Genomic DNA, 18844 nt, shown 5'->3' with positions numbered 1-18844 from the left:
GCCCGGTTACATTCCGAACCCGGAAGCTAAGCCTCACAGCGCCGATGGTACTGCAGGGGGGACCCTGTGGGAGAGTAGGACACCGCCGAACAATTTTTCAAAAAGGTCGGATCCTGAACTTCGGTTCGGGGTCCGGCCTTTTTCTGTTGGCCGTAACGTGTCGTTCACCCTCCGCGCCCAGCATCCAGCACATGGGAACTGCTGCAATGCTCAGGGCCGCCGGCGTCGGTATCGGTGACGAGGTCGTGGTGCCGGCCTTCGGGAACGTCGAAGTCGCCGAGGCCGTGAGCCTGGTGGGTGCCCTCCCGGTGTTCGCCGACATAGACCCGGTGACGTACTGCCTCGACCCGGCTGCCGTCGAAGCGGCCGTAACAGAGCGCACGGCGGCCGTCGTTGCCGTACACCGCTTCGGACGGCGGGCCGACATCGGGCGGTTGCACGCGCTCGGGCAGCGGCACGGGCTTCTGGTGCTGGAACAGGCCGAGTCCGAGGCGCCGTACGACGAGATAGCGCAGCGTCGGGAGCGGGCGGCGTATCTCGACGCCAGGCTGAAGGGCGTACGGACGCCCGACGGGGGCGACGGGCACACCTATCAGCAGTACGTCGTGCGGGTGCCGGGCAACGGCCGGCCGGACCGGGACGCCTTCGCCCGGGCCTTGCGGGTCAAGGGAGTTGCGTGCCGGGTGCCGGTGAAGACGCCCGTGCACCGGTTGCCGGAGTACCGGTGGTGCGTGGATCTGCCGGAGACGGAGCGGGCCGCGGAGGAGACGCTGGCGCTGCCCGTGGATGCCGCGCTGACCAAGCGGGAGATGCAGCGGATCGCCTCCGCCTGCAACGCCCTTGGTGGTCTGCTTCAGCCCGCCTTCTGAGGGCCGCCCGAACGAATTTGGGAACTGGGGCCACTTCGGGGTACAGTTTTCTTGTCGCCGAGAGGGAAACCTCGAAAACGACAAGGCCCCTATAGCTCAGTCGGCAGAGCGTCTCCATGGTAAGGAGAAGGTCAACGGTTCGATTCCGTTTGGGGGCTCCAGTAAAAAGGCCCCACCCTTTCGGGTGGGGCCTTTCGCATGTCCCGTGACGCTCACGCGTCCTTGTGGATTCCCGGGACCCGCATCGCCAGGATCGCCATGTCGTCCGAGGGGGCGTCCGACGCGAAGCGCTCCACCGCGCGCATGATGCGCGCCGCGACCGCGCCCGCGGTCAGGCCCGTGCACGTGGTGAGGACGTCGGCGAGGCCGTCGTCGCCCAGCATGCGCGTGCCCTCGCGGCGTTCGGTGACGCCGTCCGTGACGCAGAGCAGCACGTCGCCGGGGTCGAGGGTGACGGTCTCCTCGTGCAGTTCCAGGTCCTCGATGACGCCCAGCAGGGGCTGCGGTTCCGCCGCGGGCACCACCGTGCCGTCCTGGCGCAGGCGCAGCGGAAGCGGGTGGCCGGCGCAGACCACCTTGAGTTCGGCGCTGCCGTCCTCCTGGGGGCGCAGTTCGCCGTAGAGGAGCGTCAGGAAGCGGCTGCGGTCGCCCTCGTCGAGGATGGCGGAGTTCAGGCGTTCCAGAACGGCGGGGCCGGACAGGCCCTCCCGGGCGAGCAGGCGCAGGGCGTGCCGGGCGAGGCCGGTGACCGCCGCCGCGTTGGGGCCCGTACCGCAGACGTCGCCGATGGCGAAGCCGTAGGCGCCGTTGCCGATGGGGAAGAGGTCGTAGAAGTCGCCGCCGACCTCGTTGCCCTCGCCGGCCGCGCGGTAGATGACCTCCACCTCGACGCCGTCGATGTTCGGCAGGCCGGGCGGGAGGAGGCTGCGCTGGAGGGACTGGCTGATGGCCGTGCGCTCCGAGTACAGGCGGGCGTTGTCCAGGGCGAGGGCGGCCCGGCGGGACAGGTCCTCGGCCAGTTCGAGGATCTCCTGGCGGAAGTGCTCGTCCGTGGGCTTGCCCAGGGTGAGCATGCCGATGACCCGGTTCCGGGCGACCAGGGGCAGGACGACCGTCTCGCCGCCGACGGCGGAGGCCGTCGCCAGGGTCGGGCCGATGCCGGAGGCGAGCTGGTGCGTGGGGCCGCCGGCGAGGCCGAGGCTGCGCATGGAGCTGCGCAGGGCCGCCTGGTGGGCGACCTCGCCGGGGGTCGTCCAGACGCGGGCGCCGGGGGTGGGCACCGGGTCCGGCGGGGCGATCTTCGACAGCAACGACTTGATGCCGTCGATGAGTTCCTCGTCCTCGTGCAGGACGTACGACAGATACGGCTCCGAGGCCTGGTCGGCGATCGTATAGACGGCGCACCAGGTGGCCAGGGTGGGGACCGTCATCTGGGCCATCAGGGCCAGGGTCTGGTCGCGGTCGAGGGTGCCGGCGAGCAGGTCGGAGGCTTCGACCAGGAAGCTCAGGGAGCCGCGGCGCAGCCGCTCCAGCTCGCCGAGGCGGGCCGACTCGACGGCCAGGGCGATGCGGTCGGCGGCGAACTGGAGCCGAAGCGCCTCCTCGTTGGTGTATCTGCCGGGTGCCTCGGCCGCGACGCCGAGGGAGCCCGTGAGACGGCCCTCGACCTTGAGCGGGACCGTGACGACCGAGCGCATTCCGGTGCCGGCCAGCAGCGGGACGGCTCCGGGGACGGCGTTGAGGTCGTCGTGGACGGCGGGCATGCGCGCGGAGCCGTAGCGGCCGGGGCCCGCCTCGACGGGCACGCGCGCGAAGCGCTGGCGGGCCGAGGGCAGGCCGGTGGAGGCGCGGACCTCCAGCTCGGTCTCGTCGTCGGTGGCGAGCAGCAGGAACGCGGAGTCGCCGTCGAGCATGTCGCGGGCGCGTTCCACCGTGCGCTGGAGCAGGCCGTCGAGGTCGTCGGGGGCGGGGGAGCCGATGAACAGCTCGAAGGGGTCGGCGCTCTGGCCGTCCGCGGACGTGCTCTGGTCGCCGGCGGGGACGCGGGGCGGGGTTTGCAGGACGGCGCGTTCGTGGTCGCGGACCAGGAGGCAGACAGTGGAGGGCTCGCCGCCGGTGTCGCGGACCCGGAGGTGGGAGGCGTACACCGGGACGACCCGGCCGTCGGCGCCGCGGATGCCGTAGCTGCCCTCCCAGCGGGAGAGCTGGAGGGCCTCGGCGACGCCGGTGCTCGTGCCCGGGGTGTGCGGCCAGGCGGCGAGTTCCGTCAGGGGCATGCCGATGACCTCGGCCGCCGGATAGCCGAAGAGGTCCTCGGCGTCCTCGTTCCAGGCGGCTACGGTGCCCTTGCGGTCGATCTGGAGGACGGCGACGCGGACCCGGCCGTCGGGGGCCAGCGGAAGCAGCTCGGCGGGCAGGGACGGGCCGGCCGCGCGGGTGCCGGCCGGGCGTTCGGGCAGGTTGAGCTGGAACCAGACGTTTTTGTGGGTGGGCGTGTAGTCCACGCCCCAGCGGGTGGCCAGGGCCGCGCACAGCTGGAGTCCGCGGCCGCCTTCGCGGTCGGGGCTGCCCATGGCGACGGCGGAGTGCTGGAGCGGAACCTCGCGCTCGGGGTAGCGGTCCGAGACCTCGATGCGCACACTGTCCTCGGAGCGCAGGCAGAGCACCTCCGCGTGCGTGCCCGCGTGGACGACGGCGTTGGTCACCAGTTCGCTGGTGAGGACGACGGCGTCGTCGACGATGTCGGCGAAGCCCCAGCCCTGGAGGGTGTCGCGGACGAACGACCGGGCGGTCGCGACCGATCGCCCGACGGGCTCGAAACTGGCGGCCGCGCGCGCGGTGATCACAGAACTCCTCGGCCGGTTGTCTACGTACAGGGCTGCGGGGCCGGCCGGCTCGCGCCGCTGCTGCGGCATCAGCGCGCCCGTCGGCTGTTGCTCCGGGGTCTGTCCCCCGGGGATCAGTCCGGTGGTCATGGTCTGCGGCCGCCCCTCCGATGCCCGCTCGTGCTCGTGCCACCGCCCAGGCCGGTGGGACCGGTGCGGCTGGACAGCCGCATGCAAGGTTACTTACCTTCGCCGTCCGGGCGGATGCCGGTCGCCGGTGTTTACGCCCCCAGGGTGTGCGGACGGTGTGCGAAGCTGCCGAACTGTTATGGCCTGGTTCGGACGGGGTGAAACACTGGGCAGGCTTCTGACGAAGGTCGGGTCGCGCCGCGTGTTTTCCGTGTACGACGGGCAGCAGCCCTTGGTGTGGCCGGATCTCGTCTGGCAGAAATACGCATCAGTAACGGGTACGCGGGAGTAACCGGTATGCCGAGGACCGGCACGCCGGGGCCGAAGCGGCCGAGCACAGCAGTTACGGTCAACCCCTCCGGGAGGGACACAGTGGAGTCTGGCGCGGCGACGCGGGGCACGAAGACGCGCGCGAAGGGCGGACCGTCCCGGGGCGGGAGCGGCGGTACGACCGTCGTGGACACAGCCGCCCTGCACCGGCTGCTGGCCGCTCTGGTATCGATGCGGGACGGCAATTTCCGCAAGCGGCTCACGGTGTCCGGGGACGGCGTGATGTCGGAGATCGCGGCGGTCTTCAACGAGGTGGCCGACCGCAATCTGCATCTGACCGGCGAGCTGTCGCGGGTACGACGGATGGTCGGCCGTGAGGGAAAGCTCACGGAGCGGCTGGAGACGGGGGCCTGCGAGGGGTCCTGGGCGACGGCGATCGACAACTCCAACGCCCTGGTGGACGATCTCGTCTGGCCGGTGTCGGAGGTCAGCCGGGTCCTGACGGCGGTGGCCGAAGGTGATCTGTCGCCGCGGATGGAGTTGCGGACCCAGGCGCCGGACGGAGCCACCGGGCACCCGCTGCGGGGCGAGTTCCTGAAGGTCGGCCGTACCGTCAACAACCTGGTCGACCAGCTGTCCACGTTCACGGACGAGGTCACGCGCGTGGCCAGCGAGGTCGGTACCGAGGGCAAGCTCGGCGGCCAGGCCCGGGTGCGCGGTATGTCCGGTTCCTGGAAGGACCTGACGGAGTCCGTCAACACGATGGCGGACCGGCTGACCGCGCAGGTGCGGGACATCGCGCTGGTGACCACGGCGGTCGCCAAGGGTGACCTGTCGCGCAAGGTGACCGTCCATGTCGCCGGCGAGATGCTGGAGCTGAAGAACACCGTCAACACGATGGTGGACCAGCTGTCGGCGTTCTCCTCCGAGGTCACGCGGGTGGCCCGGGAGGTGGGCACCGAGGGCATGCTGGGCGGTCGCGCGCAGGTGCCCGGGGTGGCCGGTGTGTGGAAGGAGCTGACCGACTCCGTCAACACGATGGCGGGCAACCTGACCGCGCAGGTGCGGGGGATCTCGCAGGTCACGACGGCTGTCGCGAACGGTGACCTGTCGCAGAAGGTGACGGTTCCGGCGCGGGGCGAGGTGGCGCAGCTCGCCGAGACGATCAACCAGATGACCGAGACGCTGCGGATCTTCGCGGACGAGGTCACCCGGGTAGCGAACGAGGTCGGCGCGGAGGGGCGGCTCGGTGGTCAGGCGAACGTGCCGGGCGCGGCCGGCACCTGGAAGGACCTGACGGACTCCGTCAACACGGTGTTCCGGAACCTCACGACGCAGGTGCGGGACATCGCCGCGGTGACGACGGCCGTGGCCAGCGGTGATCTGTCGCAGAAGGTCACCGTGGACGTGGCCGGCGAGATGCTGGAGCTGAAGAACACCGTCAACGGCATGGTGGACCAGCTGTCGTCGTTCGGTGCCGAGGTGACCCGGGTGGCGCGGGAGGTCGGCGTCGAGGGTGAGCTGGGCGGTCAGGCGCAGGTGCCGGGGGCGGCCGGTGCCTGGAAGGATCTGACCGACTCCGTCAACACCGCGTTCCGAAACCTCACCGGTCAGGTGCGCAACATCGCCCAGGTGACCACGGCGGTGGCCAACGGCGATCTGTCGCAGAAGGTCACGGTCGACGTCTCCGGTGAGATGCTCCAGCTGAAGAACACCGTGAACACGATGGTGGACCAGCTGTCGAGCTTCGCCGACCAGGTCACGCGGATGGCCCGGGACGTGGGTACGGAGGGCCGGCTGGGCGGCCAGGCCCGGGTGGACGGGGTGTCGGGCACCTGGAAGGAGCTGACGGACTCCGTCAACTTCATGGCGGGCAACCTGACGTCCCAGGTGCGCAACATCGCCCAGGTGACCACGGCGGTGGCCAACGGCGATCTGTCGCAGAAGATCGACGTGGACGCGCGCGGCGAGATCCTTGAGCTGAAGAACACGATCAACACCATGGTTGATCAGCTGTCCGCCTTCGCCGACCAGGTGACCCGGGTGGCCCGGGACGTGGGTACCGAGGGGCGCCTCGGCGGGCAGGCGCAGGTGCCCGGCGTCGCCGGTGTGTGGCGGGACCTGACGGACTCGGTGAACGGCATGGCCGGGAACCTGACCGCACAGGTGCGCAACATCGCCCAGGTGGCCACCGCGGTGGCCCGGGGTGACCTCTCCCAGAAGATCACCGTGGACGCGCGCGGGGAGATCCTGGAGCTGAAGAACACGCTGAACACGATGGTGGACCAGCTGTCGTCGTTCGCGCAGGAGGTCACCCGGGTGGCCCGTGAGGTGGGTACGGAGGGCATCCTCGGCGGTCAGGCCGAGGTGCAGGGTGTCTCCGGCACCTGGAAGGACCTCACGCAGTCCGTGAACTTCATGGCGAACAACCTGACCATCCAGGTGCGCAACATCGCCGAGGTCACGACCGCGGTGGCCAAGGGCGACCTGTCCAAGAAGATCACTGTTGACGCGAAGGGCGAGATCCTTGAGCTCGTCACGACGGTCAACACGATGGTTGATCAGCTGTCCAGCTTCGCCGAGCAGGTGACCCGGGTGGCCCGTGAGGTGGGTACCGAGGGCATTCTGGGTGGTCAGGCGCATGTGCCGGGTGTCACCGGTATCTGGAAGGACCTGAGCAACAACGTCAACCTGATGGCCAACAACCTGACCATGCAGGTGCGGAACATCTCGCAGGTCGCGTCGGCCGTCGCCAACGGCGATCTGACGCGTCAGGTGACGATCGAGGCGCGCGGCGAGGTCGCGCAGCTCGCCGACACCATCAACATCATGGTCAAGACGCTGAGTTCGTTCGCGGACCAGGTCACCAAGGTGGCCCGTGAGGTGGGCACGGACGGCATCCTGGGTGGTCAGGCGCATGTGCCGGGCGTGGCCGGCACCTGGAAGGACCTCACGGAGTCCGTGAACCAGATGGCGTCCAACCTGACCGGTCAGGTGCGCAACATCGCCATGGTGACCACGGCGATCGCCAAGGGTGACCTGACGAAGAAGATCGACATTGACGCGCGGGGCGAGATCCTCGAGCTGAAGACGACGATCAACACGATGGTCGACCAGCTGTCCAGCTTCGCCGAGGAGGTCACGCGGGTGGCCCGCGAGGTGGGTACCGAGGGGCAGCTCGGCGGCCAGGCACGCGTGCGGGACGTCGACGGCACCTGGCGGGACCTGACCGAGTCGGTGAACGAGATGGCCGGGAACCTGACCCGGCAGGTGCGTGCCATCGCGCGCGTGGCGACCGCGGTGACCCGCGGCGACCTGAACCTGAAGATCGACGTCGACGCGTCCGGCGAGATCCAGGAGCTTCAGGACTACATCAACAAGATGATCGCCAACCTGCGCGACACCACGATCGCCAACAAGGAGCAGGACTGGCTCAAGGGCAACCTCGCCCGGATCTCCGCGCTGATGCAGGGCCGCCGGGACCTGGAGGACGTGGCCTCGCTGATCATGAGCGAGCTGACTCCGGTGGTCTCCGCGCAGCACGGTGCCTTCTTCCTCACGATGCCGCTGACGGAGGGCAAGGACGTCGGCGACGGCGACGAGGACTACGAGCTGCGGATGCTGGGCTCCTACGGCTATCTGACGGGGTCCATGCCGACCTCGTTCCGGCCCGGTGAGGCGCTGGTCGGCACGGCCGCCAAGGAGGGGCGCACGATCCTGGTGGACAACGCGCCCAGCGGCTATCTGAAGATCTCCTCCGGGCTCGGCGAGGCCCCGCCCGCGCAGGTGATCGTGTTGCCGGTGCTGTTCGAGGGCACGGTGCTCGGGGTGATCGAGCTGGCGTCGTTCACGCCGTTCACGCAGATCCAGAGGGATTTCCTGAACCAGATCGCCGAGATGATCGCGACCAGCGTCAACACCATTTCGGTCAACACCAAGACCGAGCAGCTGCTGAAGCAGTCGCAGGAGCTGACCGAGCAACTGCGGGAGCGGTCGGCCGAGTTGGAGAACCGTCAGAAGGCGCTCCAGGCGTCCAACGCGGAGCTGGAGGAGAAGGCCGAGCTGCTGGCCCGGCAGAACCGCGACATCGAGGTGAAGAACACCGAGATCGAGGAGGCCCGGCAGGTCCTGGAGGAGCGCGCCGAGCAGCTGGCGGTGTCGATGCGCTACAAGAGCGAGTTCCTCGCCAACATGTCGCACGAGCTGCGCACCCCGCTGAACTCGCTGCTGATCCTGGCCAAGCTGCTCGCCGACAACGCCGAGGGGAACCTCTCCCCGAAGCAGGTGGAGTTCGCCGAGACCATCCACGGCGCCGGCTCCGACCTGCTCCAGCTGATCAACGACATCCTCGACCTGTCGAAGGTCGAGGCGGGCAAGATGGACGTCTCCCCGACGCGCATCGCGCTCGTACAGCTCGTGGACTATGTGGAGGCCACCTTCCGGCCGCTGACCGCCGAGAAGGGCCTGGACCTGTCGGTGCGGGTGTCGCCGGAGCTGCCGGCCACGCTGCACACCGACGAGCAGCGGCTGCTCCAGGTGCTGCGCAACCTGCTCTCCAACGCGGTGAAGTTCACCGACTCCGGCTCGGTGGAGCTGGTGATCCGGCCGGCCGGGGCGGATGTGCCGCAGTCGATCCGGGAGCAGCTGCTGGAGGCCGGTTCGCTGACCGATCCGGCAGGTGAGCTGATCGCGTTCTCGGTGACCGACACCGGTATCGGCATCGCGGCGAGCAAGATGAGGGTGATCTTCGAGGCGTTCAAGCAGGCGGACGGCACGACCAGCCGCAAGTACGGCGGCACCGGTCTCGGCCTGTCGATCTCCCGGGAGATCGCGCAGCTGCTCGGCGGTGAGATCCACGCACAGAGCGAGCCGGGCCGCGGTTCGACGTTCACGCTGTACCTGCCGCTGCACCCGAGCGAGCTGCCGCCGCAGGGCTACCAGCAGTCGGTGGCCCCGCTGGAGGCCGGCGAGCTGCTCGCCTCGGAGTCGGGTCAGTCCTCGGAGCTGTCCGCCGCGGAGATCGAGACGCCGGCCGAGGTGAAGTCGTACCGGGAGACGCAGAACGGCCCCGCGGCGCTGTTCCGGCGCCGGCGGCGCAGTCTGCCGCAGGGCGAGCAGCGGCCCGAGCAGTGGACGGTGGTGCCCGAGCCGGAGAGCCCGCCGCAGTCCGCGCGCGCGGTGCGGTTCGGCGGCGAGAAGGTGCTGATCGTCGACGACGACATCCGCAACGTGTTCGCGCTGACCAGCGTCCTGGAGCAGCACGGGCTGTCGGTGCTGTACGCCGAGAACGGCCGCGAGGGCATCGAGGTGCTGGAGCAGCACGACGATGTCGCGGTGGTGCTGATGGACATCATGATGCCGGAGATGGACGGCTACGCCACGACCACGGCGATCCGCAGGATGCCGCAGTTCGCCGGGCTGCCGATCATCGCGCTGACCGCGAAGGCGATGAAGGGCGACCGGGAGAAGGCGCTCGACTCGGGCGCCTCCGACTATGTGACCAAGCCGGTCGACCCGGACCATCTGCTGACCGTGATGCAGCGGTGGATGCGCGGGGAGTGACGGCGCCGGCTGCCGGGGACGTGAACAGCCGGGGAACTCCGGGCGGGTGCCGGGAGTTCCCCGCGTAGGGTGGCTGCGGCACGTATGGAACGCGGGATTCCGGGAACCATCCCGACCCATGCCGCGTTTCCGTTATGTGCACAGTGACATCGCGGTGACAGGGTGTGGCGACAGCCGGGGTGCGGCTACGATGACCGGCACAAGGACGGGCGGCGAAAGGGAGTCGTCCCCTGGGGCGGCGCCCGGTGTACCGCCGGGGCGAGGAGGGCGGGCCATGGTGCAGAAGGCCAAGATCCTCCTGGTCGATGACCGGCCGGAGAATCTGCTGGCGCTGGAGGCCATCCTCTCTGCGCTCGATCAGACGCTGGTGCGGGCATCGAGCGGGGAGGAAGCGCTCAAAGCACTGCTCACGGACGACTTCGCGGTCATTCTGCTGGACGTCCAGATGCCGGGCATGGACGGGTTCGAGACAGCGGCGCACATCAAGCGGCGGGAGCGGACCCGGGACATCCCGATCATCTTCCTCACGGCGATCAACCACGGACCGCACCACACCTTCCGCGGCTACGCGGCGGGGGCGGTGGACTACATCTCCAAGCCGTTCGACCCGTGGGTGCTGCGCGCGAAGGTCTCGGTCTTCGTCGAGCTGTACATGAAGAACTGCCAGCTGCGCGAGCAGGCGGCGCTGCTGCGGCTCCAGTTGGAGGGCGGCGGCAAGGGCGCGGTCGGCGGCAAGGAGTCGGCCGGGCTGCTCGCCGAGCTGTCCGCGCGGCTCGCGGCCGTGGAGGAGCAGGCCGAGGCGCTGTCCAAACAGCTGGACGACGACTCCGCGGACGCCGCCGCGGTGGCCACCGCGGCCCATCTGGAGCGCAAACTCACCGGTCTGCGCCGCGCGCTCGACGCCCTGGAGCCGGGCGCCGGAACCGGCGGCTCCTCGGTGCCCGTGCAGAACTGACGTACGCGGGGCGGCGAGTTGTCCGTGAGCGTGCGTCAGCTCCGGGTCCGGGCAGGGGCGACACGAACGGGTGAAGCAGTGGGCACACGTGTCCGCTGTCGTCTCCCCCGGTAACCTCACACCCATGGCCTCACGTCCCTCCGCAGCCAAGAAGCCGCCCGCCAAGAAGGCGGCCGCTCCCGCGAAGGCTCCGGCGAAGAAGGCCGCAGCGAAGAAGGCCCCGGCCAAGAAGCCGCCCGCCAAGAAGGCCGCGGTGAAAAGGGCGGTGCCGCCGAAGCCGGCACCGAGCCCCACCGGGGGCGTCTACCGGCTGGTGCGCGCGCTCTGGCTGGGCCTCGCGCACGCCGTCGGCGCCGTCTTCCGCGGCATAGGGCAGGGCGCGAGGAACCTCGACCCGGCGCACCGCAAGGACGGCGTCGGGCTGCTGCTGCTCGGCGTCGCCCTGATCGTCGCGGCCGGCACCTGGGCGGATCTGAAGGGGCCCGTCGGCGACCTGGTGGAGATCCTGGTCACCGGCGCCTTCGGCAGGCTCGACCTGCTGGTGCCGATCCTGCTCGCGGTGATCGCCGTACGGTTCATCCGGCACCCGGAGAAGCCGGAGGCCAACGGGCGGATCGTGATCGGTCTGTCCGCGCTGGTCATCGGCGTGCTCGGCCAGGTCCACATCGCGTGCGGCTCGCCCGCGCGCAGTGACGGCATGCAGGCGATAAGGGACGCCGGCGGCCTCATCGGCTGGGCGGCGGCCACCCCGCTGACGTACACCATGACCGACGTGCTCGCCGTACCGCTGCTGGTGCTGCTGACGGTCTTCGGTCTGCTCGTGGTGACGGCCACCCCGGTCAACGCCATCCCGCAGCGGCTGCGGGCGCTCGGCGTACGCCTGGGCGTGCTGCACGACCACGAGGCCGACGAGTTCGGCGAGGACGACGTGCGCTACGAGGAGCAGTGGCGCGAGGCGCTGCCCGCGCGCCCCCGTAAGCGCTCGTCCGCCCCGCAGTCGTACGACCCCGACAGCGCGGAGGAGGAGGCCCTCTCGCGGCGCCGCAGCCGCCCCCGGCGCTCCGCGGTGCCCCAGCCGGATCCGCAGCGCCAGATGGACGCGGTGGACGTCGCGGCGGCGGCAGCGGCCGCGCTGGACGGCGCCGTGCTGCATGGCATGCCGCCGTCCCCGCTGGTCGCCGACCTCACCCAGGGCGTCAGCGTCGGCGACCGGGAGGACACCACCCCGGTGCCCGCGCCCGCGCCGGCTCCTGCGCCCGCGCCGGTGCCGGCCGCGCGCCCCCGGCAGGAGAAGCTCCAGTCCGGAGTCGTCCCGGATCTCACCAAGAAGGCCCCGGCGGAACCCCGTGAGCTGCCCGCGCGCGCGGAGCAGCTCCAGCTGTCCGGCGACATCACCTATGCGCTGCCCTCGCTCGACCTGCTCGAGCGGGGCGGCCCCGGCAAGGCGCGCAGCGCCGCGAACGACGCGGTCGTCGCCTCCCTCACCCAGGTCTTCACCGAGTTCAAGGTGGACGCCGCCGTCACCGGCTTCACCCGGGGTCCGACGGTCACCCGCTACGAGGTCGAGCTCGGCCCGGCCGTGAAGGTGGAGCGGATCACCGCGCTGACCAAGAACATCGCGTACGCGGTCGCCAGCCCGGACGTGCGGATCATCAGCCCCATCCCCGGCAAGTCGGCGGTGGGCATCGAGATCCCGAACACCGACCGGGAGATGGTGAACCTCGGCGACGTACTGCGTCTCGCGGAGTCCGCCGAGGACGACGACCCGATGCTGGTCGCCTTCGGCAAGGACGTCGAGGGCGGGTACGTGATGCACTCGCTGGCGAAGATGCCGCACATGCTCGTCGCCGGTGCCACCGGCTCCGGCAAGTCGTCCTGCATCAACTGTCTGATCACCTCGGTGATGATGCGGGCCACGCCGGAGGACGTGCGGATGATCCTGGTCGACCCCAAGCGGGTCGAGCTGACCGCCTACGAGGGCATCCCGCACCTGATCACGCCGATCATCACCAACCCCAAGCGGGCCGCCGAGGCGCTCCAGTGGGTCGTCCGCGAGATGGACCTCAGGTATGACGACCTGGCCGCCTATGGGTACCGGCACATCGACGACTTCAACCGCGCGGTGCGCGAGGGCAAGGCCAAGCCGCCGGAGGGCAGTGAGCGGGAGCTCCAGCCCTACCCGTACCTGCTGGTGATCGTGGACGAGCTGGCGGACCTGATGATGGTCGCCCCGCGTGACGTGGAGGACGCGATCGTGCGCATCACGCAGCTCGCGCGCGCGGCCGGCATCCACCTGGTGCTCGCCACCCAGCGGCCCTCGGTCGACGTGGTCACCGGTCTGATCAAGGCGAACGTGCCTTCCCGGCTGGCGTTCGCCACCTCCTCGCTGGCCGACTCCCGGGTCATCCTCGACCAGCCCGGCGCCGAGAAGCTCATCGGCAAGGGTGACGGCCTGTTCCTGCCGATGGGGGCGAACAAGCCGACCCGTATGCAGGGCGCGTTCGTGACCGAGGAGGAGGTCGCGGCCGTCGTCCAGCACTGCAAGGACCAGATGGCGCCGGTCTTCCGGGACGACGTCACCGTCGGCAGCAAACAGAAGAAGGAGATCGACGAGGACATCGGCGACGACCTCGACCTGCTGTGCCAGGCGGCGGAGCTGGTCGTCTCCACCCAGTTCGGGTCGACGTCCATGCTCCAGCGGAAGCTGCGCGTCGGCTTCGCCAAGGCCGGGCGGCTCATGGACCTCATGGAGTCCCGCAACATCGTGGGACCGAGCGAGGGCTCCAAGGCGCGTGACGTGCTGGTGAAACCCGACGAGCTGGACGGCGTGCTCGCGCTGATCCGCGGGGAGTCCGACGGGTAGCCCGCAGGGCCGTCCGGCGGACACGGGTTACGCCGGGCGGCGGCATCGCCGTGATCCACCCGTTAGAGAACGACGGGCAACCGTTTCCCTTTGTCGTACGTCCAGTTGAGCGAAAGGACAGATAGGCGTCCCAAGCTGGGGTACCTGCCTGTCCAGCCCTCGGGATGACCGGCCATTCCGATGGCGTACAAAGTCCGACCGCCCGGTTGCCCCACCCTTTCGTACCCCCCCTAGACTGAGCTTCCAGCACAGGTGGCTACACGCTCGAAAGGCGCCCCCGTGTCCATCGGCAACTCCCCCGAAGACGAGCGTCCGTTCCCCGACGAGTCCCAGGAACCCCGTGCCTCCGTCGGCCGCGCGCTGCGGCAGGCGCGGATCGCGGCGGGGCTCACCGTGGACGATGTCAGCAGCGCCACTCGTGTCCGTATCGCCATCGTGCATGCCATCGAGGCGGACGATTTCGCGCCCTGCGGCGGTGACGTGTACGCGCGCGGGCACATCCGCACGCTGGCGAGGGCCGTCCACCTCGATCCCGAGCCGCTGATCACCCAGTACGACGCCGAGCACGGCGGCCGTCCCGCGCCCACCCCGGCCGCACCGCTGTTCGAGGCGGAGCGGATCCGTCCGGAGCGGCGGGGGCCGAACTGGACCGCGGCCATGGTCGCCGCGATCGTCGTCGTGATCGGTTTCGTCGGGTTCACCGCGGTCAAGGGCGGTGGCTCCGGCAACGACGCGAAGACGCAGGTCGCCGAGGGCGCCACGCCCAGCGTCGGCAAGACCGCCGCGCCCACGCCGAAGAAGGACAAGCCCGCGGCGCCGACCACGGAGCCCTCCGACAGCGCCATCGCCGCCGCGCCCCAGGACAAGGTCACCGTCCAGGTCAGTGCGCCGAACGGACGCAGCTGGATCTCGGCCAAGGACCACAACGGCCGGATGCTCTTCGACGGGCTGCTCAAGCAGGGCGAGTCCAAGACCTTCCAGGACAGCTCCAAGATCAACCTGATCCTGGGCGACGCCGGTGCCATCCAGCTCTACGTCAACGGCAAGAAGATCGAGGACGACTTCCAGCCCGGCGCGGTGGAGCGTCTGACCTACACGAAGGGCGATCCCGAGGTCGGTTAGGCCGTGGGGGAGCGGATGTGACGGGGTCGGTCAAGATCGGCCAACCCCGTCGACGTGGGCTGTCAGCGAGACAAAGTAGTCTTGAGCCCATGCCTGAACGCCGTACCGTCGCACTCGTCACTCTTGGCTGCGCCCGTAACGAGGTGGACTCCGAGGAGCTCGCAGGCCGTTTGGAGGCGGACGGCTGGCAGCTCGTCGAGGACGCCGCAGACGCCGATGTCGCCGTGGTCAACACCTGCGGCTTCGTGGACGCCGCCAAGAAGGACTCCGTCGACGCCCTGCTGGAGGCCAACGACCTCAAGGCGCATGGCAGAACCCAGGCCGTCGTGGCGGTGGGCTGCATGGCCGAGCGGTACGGCAAGGAGCTGGCCGAGGCGCTGCCCGAGGCCGACGGCGTGCTCGGCTTCGACGACTACACGAACATCTCCGACCGCTTGCAGACCATCCTGTCCGGCGGTATCCACGCCGCGCACACCCCGCGCGACCGCCGCAAGCTGCTGCCGATCAGCCCGGCCGAGCGCCAGGAGTCGGCCGCGGCCGTGGCCCTGCCCGGGCACGGCCCCACCGACCTCCCGGAGGGTGTCGCGCCCGCCTCCGGCCCCCGCGCGCCCCTGCGCCGCCGGCTGGACGGCGCCCCGGTGGCCTCGGTCAAGCTGGCCTCCGGCTGCGACCGGCGCTGCACCTTCTGCGCCATCCCGTCCTTCCGCGGCTCCTTCATCTCCCGCCGCCCCAGCGACGTCCTCAACGAGACCCGCTGGCTGGCCGAGCAGGGCGTGAAGGAGATCATGCTGGTCTCCGAGAACAACACCTCCTACGGCAAGGACCTGGGCGACATCCGCCTGCTGGAGTCCCTGCTGCCCGAGCTGGCCGAGGTCGACGGCATCGAGCGGGTGCGGGTCAGCTACCTCCAGCCGGCCGAGATGCGCCCCGGGCTGATCGACGTCCTCACCTCGACCCCGAAGGTCGCGCCGTACTTCGACCTGTCCTTCCAGCACTCCGCTCCGGACGTGCTGCGCTCCATGCGCCGCTTCGGCGACACCGACCGCTTCCTGGAGCTGCTCGACACCATCCGCTCCAAGGCCCCCGAGGCCGGTGTGCGCTCCAACTTCATCGTCGGCTTCCCCGGCGAGAGCGACTCCGACCTGGCCGAGCTGGAGCGGTTCCTGAACGGCGCCCGGCTGGATGCCATCGGCGTCTTCGGCTACTCCGACGAGGAGGGCACGGAGGCGGCGACGTACGACAACAAGCTGGACGAGGAGGTCGTCGCCGAGCGTCTGGCCCGTATCTCCCGGCTGGCCGAGGAGCTGGTCTCGCAGCGTGCGGAGGAGCGCGTCGGGGAGACCGTGCGGGTCCTGGTGGAGTCGGTGGACGACGAGGAGGGCGTGTACGGCCGGGCCGCGCACCAGGCGCCCGAGACGGACGGCCAGGTGCTGCTCACGAGCGGCGAGGGGCTGAGCGTCGGACGTATGGTCGAGGCGAAGGTGGTCGGTACGGAAGGTGTCGACCTGGTGGCCGAGCCGCTGGCCGGCTCGCCCGCACGCAGTGAGGAGGCGGGCAGATGACCGGAGTCCCGGCATCCGCCGCGGGCGGCTCCTCCGGTGCGCACGGCGCCCGGGGTTCCGCCGCCGCTGCCGACGGCGCCCGCTCCGGGGTCTCCGCTTCCGCATCCGCTCCCGGCGCCGACGGGGCGGCCGACCCGAGGCCCGCGCGCGGTGGGAAGATCGCGGCCGCGGCCGTCAACCAGGCCAGCGTCTGGAACGTCGCCAATCTGCTGACGATGCTGCGGCTGGTCCTGGTGCCCGGCTTCGTGGCGCTGATGCTGGCCAACGGCGGTTACGACCCGGCCTGGCGCTCGTTCGCCTGGGCGGCCTTCGCCATCGCCATGATCACCGACCTGTTCGACGGGCATCTGGCCCGCACCTACAACCTGGTCACCGATTTCGGTAAGATCGCCGATCCCATCGCCGACAAAGCGATCATGGGGGCGGCGCTCATCTGCCTGTCCGCCCTGGGCGATCTGCCCTGGTGGGTGACGATCGTGATCCTCGGCCGGGAACTCGGCATCACGCTGCTGCGTTTTCTGGTCATTCGCTACGGCGTGATCCCCGCCAGCCGCGGCGGCAAGCTGAAGACGCTCACCCAGGGCGTCGCCGTCGGGATGTACGTCCTGGCACTGACGGGGTGGCTGGCCACGCTGAGGTTCTGGGTGATGGCCGTGGCCGTCGTCCTCACCGTCGTCACAGGCCTGGACTACGTAAGACAAGCCATTGTGCTGCGCCGCCGGGGAATCGCCGAGCGGGCCGCGGTGTTGGAGGAGACGGAAACGTGATTGCTCAGGCCACCGAGCTGGTGCGACTACTGACCGTGAGAGGCGAGACCCTCGCCGTCGCGGAGTCGCTCACGGGTGGCCTGGTGGCGGCGGAGATCACCGGGGTACCCGGGGCCTCCAGGGTGTTCCGGGGATCGGTCACCGCCTACGCCACCGAGCTGAAGCACGAGCTGCTGGGTGTCGACGCGACGCTGCTGGCCCAGCGAGGAGCGGTGGACCCGCAGGTCGCGGCCCAGATGGCGGCCGGAGTGCGGAAGGCGCTGGGTGCCGACTGGGGCATCGCGACGACCGGAGTCGCCGGCCCCGATCCGCAGGACGGCCAGCCCGTCGGGACGGTCTTCGTGGCCGTCGACGGGCCGCTCACCGCCCGTTCCGGTTCTGCCGGTGGCGGAAAAGTCGAGGCCCTGCGGTTGAACGGCAGCCGTGCGGAAATTCGTATGGAGAGTGTACGGAGCGTACTCGCAGTGCTTCTGGAGCAGCTTGCGGGCGAACACACTGGGAATGAGCGGGCACAGGATACGGAACGGAACGGGGGGTTTTGATGTTTGCAGCCCTGAGTGAACACGACATCGCTCCCCGCACGGCCGCGGCGCAAGGCGGTACGGTGGGGCGTGAAGGATGCGGCTACGCGGTCCGAGGAGGGAGCCACCGATGATTCTGCTCCGTCGCCTGCTGGGTGACGTGCTGCGTCGGCAGCGCCAACGCCAGGGCCGTACTCTGCGCGAAGTCTCCTCGTCCGCCCGAGTCTCACTCGGCTATCTCTCCGAGGTGGAGCGGGGGCAGAAGGAGGCTTCCTCCGAACTGCTCGCCGCCATCTGCGACGCGCTGGACGTACGGATGTCGGAACTGATGCGAGAGGTGAGCGACGAACTGGCGCTCGCCGAACTGGCCCAGTCCGCCGCGGCCACCGAGACCGTACCCGCGCCGGTCCGCCCGATGCTGGGTTCCGTGTCGGTGACCGGTGTGCCGCCGGAACGGGTGACCATCAAGGCGCCCGCGGAGGCGGTGGACGTCGTCGCCGCCTGACGCGACCGTCCACGGCTCGGCGGTCCGTCACCGCCGATACGACGACCGATCGGGTGAAGGCCCCGGCCGGCTGCTTCAGGGAGACCTGGGGGAGCCGACCGGGGCCTTCGCCGTATCCGAGCCACAGCCGCGCCGGTATGCGCCGGTTTGCCGCGGTTGTGCGGTGCGGTCATGGTGGAGGGACGTGACGGCGCCGAACGCACCGGAGGAAGCGGATGTACGTCGTGAAGAGCCCGTTGGCCGACGCGGATCTGAAGACCGTGTCGGAGGCGTTGCAGGGCGCCCTGGTCGACCTGGTGGACCTCTCGCTGGTCGCGAAGCAGATCCACTGGAATGTCGTCGGGCCCCGCTTCCGGTCCATCCACCTCCAGCTGGACGAGGTCGTCGCCTCCGCCCGCACCCACTCCGACACGGTGGCCGAACGGGCCTCGGCGCTCGGTGTCCCGCCCGACGGGCGCGCCGCCACGGTGGCCTCGGGCAGCGGCATCGGCACCACTCCGGCGGGCTGGATCAAGGACGGGGACGCGGTCGGCGCGATGGTGGACGCGCTCGGCGCGGTGATCACCCGGATGCGGGCGCGGGTGGAGTCCACCGGGGAGCCGGATCCGGTGACCCAGGACATCTTCATCGGCATCACCGCGGACCTGGAGAAACATCACTGGATGTTCCAGGCGGAGAACGCGTAGCCGGTTGCCGGTGCTGTTCCGGTGCCCTGTGCCGCGCCTGCCGTCCGCTGATGCACCCGTGAGCCCACGGGTGCGCCTGGTGGGTGGGGGCGCCGGCGGTCTAGGGTCTTTCTTTCGGATCAGGTCGGCGGCTTCGGCCGGCGACGCC

The 18844-nt window shown here is 70.1% G+C and carries 11 protein-coding genes, 1 tRNA gene and 1 rRNA gene; 12 read left to right on the top strand and 1 reads right to left on the bottom strand.

The window, feature by feature from the left end:
- From rrf to ACZ5CZ_RS30960, 3 genes are all read left to right on the top strand, one after another.
- Positions 1–91: ribosomal RNA gene (gene rrf / locus ACZ5CZ_RS30970) — 5S ribosomal RNA — on the top strand; the annotation flags it as partial.
- Between the two features lie 115 nt (positions 92–206).
- On the top strand, positions 207–869 hold the full coding sequence (locus tag ACZ5CZ_RS30965) for a DegT/DnrJ/EryC1/StrS family aminotransferase (RefSeq protein WP_468947601.1): 663 nt from the start codon (positions 207–209) through the stop codon (positions 867–869).
- A gap of 85 nt (positions 870–954) precedes the next feature.
- Positions 955–1030: transfer RNA gene (locus ACZ5CZ_RS30960), tRNA-Thr, on the top strand.
- Between the two features lie 51 nt (positions 1031–1081).
- Here the strand turns inward: ACZ5CZ_RS30960 and ACZ5CZ_RS30955 are convergent.
- The gene (locus ACZ5CZ_RS30955) at positions 1082–3844 is read right to left on the bottom strand and encodes a SpoIIE family protein phosphatase (protein ID WP_467543023.1); all 2763 of its coding nucleotides are present in this window, start codon (positions 3842–3844) and stop codon (positions 1082–1084) included.
- Between the two features lie 411 nt (positions 3845–4255).
- Here ACZ5CZ_RS30955 and ACZ5CZ_RS30950 point away from each other — a divergent pair, with 411 nt between their 5' ends.
- From ACZ5CZ_RS30950 to ACZ5CZ_RS30910, 9 genes are all read left to right on the top strand, one after another.
- A complete protein-coding gene (locus tag ACZ5CZ_RS30950) occupies positions 4256–9715 on the top strand; it encodes a HAMP domain-containing protein (RefSeq protein WP_468947597.1) in 5460 nt (1819 codons plus the stop codon).
- 274 nt (positions 9716–9989) lie between these two features.
- Positions 9990–10670, top strand: a complete 681-nt coding sequence (locus ACZ5CZ_RS30945) for a response regulator (protein WP_385840338.1) — start codon at positions 9990–9992, stop codon at positions 10668–10670.
- Between the two features lie 124 nt (positions 10671–10794).
- Positions 10795–13533: a DNA translocase FtsK gene (locus ACZ5CZ_RS30940; RefSeq protein WP_468947596.1), complete on the top strand. Its 2739-nt coding sequence runs from the start codon at positions 10795–10797 to the stop codon at positions 13531–13533.
- 279 nt (positions 13534–13812) lie between these two features.
- The gene (locus ACZ5CZ_RS30935) at positions 13813–14655 is read left to right on the top strand and encodes a helix-turn-helix domain-containing protein (protein WP_385840340.1); all 843 of its coding nucleotides are present in this window, start codon (positions 13813–13815) and stop codon (positions 14653–14655) included.
- A gap of 89 nt (positions 14656–14744) precedes the next feature.
- Positions 14745–16217, top strand: coding sequence for a 30S ribosomal protein S12 methylthiotransferase RimO (gene rimO / locus ACZ5CZ_RS30930; protein WP_385840341.1), 1473 nt, complete (start codon positions 14745–14747; stop codon positions 16215–16217).
- Entirely contained in the window at positions 16214–16984 is a 771-nt protein-coding gene (pgsA, locus tag ACZ5CZ_RS30925; RefSeq protein WP_385840343.1) for a CDP-diacylglycerol--glycerol-3-phosphate 3-phosphatidyltransferase, read from the top strand. Before rimO ends, pgsA begins: the two co-directional genes overlap by 4 nt.
- Positions 16981–17526: a CinA family protein gene (locus ACZ5CZ_RS30920; protein ID WP_467543032.1), complete on the top strand. Its 546-nt coding sequence runs from the start codon at positions 16981–16983 to the stop codon at positions 17524–17526. Before pgsA ends, ACZ5CZ_RS30920 begins: the two co-directional genes overlap by 4 nt.
- Positions 17527–17635: 109 nt before the next feature.
- Entirely contained in the window at positions 17636–18010 is a 375-nt protein-coding gene (locus tag ACZ5CZ_RS30915; RefSeq protein ID WP_385840345.1) for a helix-turn-helix domain-containing protein, read from the top strand.
- A 215-nt stretch (positions 18011–18225) separates the two neighbouring features.
- Positions 18226–18696 carry a Dps family protein gene (locus ACZ5CZ_RS30910; RefSeq protein ID WP_385840346.1) on the top strand — a complete coding sequence of 157 codons (471 nt, stop codon included), beginning with the start codon at positions 18226–18228 and terminating at the stop codon, positions 18694–18696.
- The last annotated feature ends 148 nt before the right edge of the window (positions 18697–18844 follow it).

It is taken from the genome of Streptomyces sp. NPDC031418 (assembly GCF_055581605.1).
The sequence above is the reverse complement of the archived record's forward strand: the minus strand, read 5'-3'. Positions and strand labels throughout refer to the sequence as shown.

Bases quoted from the DNA above. Each gene is read 5' to 3' on its own strand.
- pgsA (WP_385840343.1), top strand. From the start codon at position 16,214: ATGACCGGAGTCCCGGCATCCGCCGCGGGCGGCTCCTCCGGTGCGCAC.
- ACZ5CZ_RS30910 (WP_385840346.1), top strand. From the start codon at position 18,226: ATGTACGTCGTGAAGAGCCCGTTGGCCGACGCGGATCTGAAGACCGTG.
- ACZ5CZ_RS30940 (WP_468947596.1), top strand. From the start codon at position 10,795: ATGGCCTCACGTCCCTCCGCAGCCAAGAAGCCGCCCGCCAAGAAGGCG.
- ACZ5CZ_RS30915 (WP_385840345.1), top strand. From the start codon at position 17,636: ATGATTCTGCTCCGTCGCCTGCTGGGTGACGTGCTGCGTCGGCAGCGC.
- ACZ5CZ_RS30945 (WP_385840338.1), top strand. From the start codon at position 9,990: ATGGTGCAGAAGGCCAAGATCCTCCTGGTCGATGACCGGCCGGAGAAT.
- rimO (WP_385840341.1), top strand. From the start codon at position 14,745: ATGCCTGAACGCCGTACCGTCGCACTCGTCACTCTTGGCTGCGCCCGT.
- ACZ5CZ_RS30955 (WP_467543023.1), bottom strand. From the start codon at position 3,844: ATGACCACCGGACTGATCCCCGGGGGACAGACCCCGGAGCAACAGCCG.
- ACZ5CZ_RS30965 (WP_468947601.1), top strand. From the start codon at position 207: ATGCTCAGGGCCGCCGGCGTCGGTATCGGTGACGAGGTCGTGGTGCCG.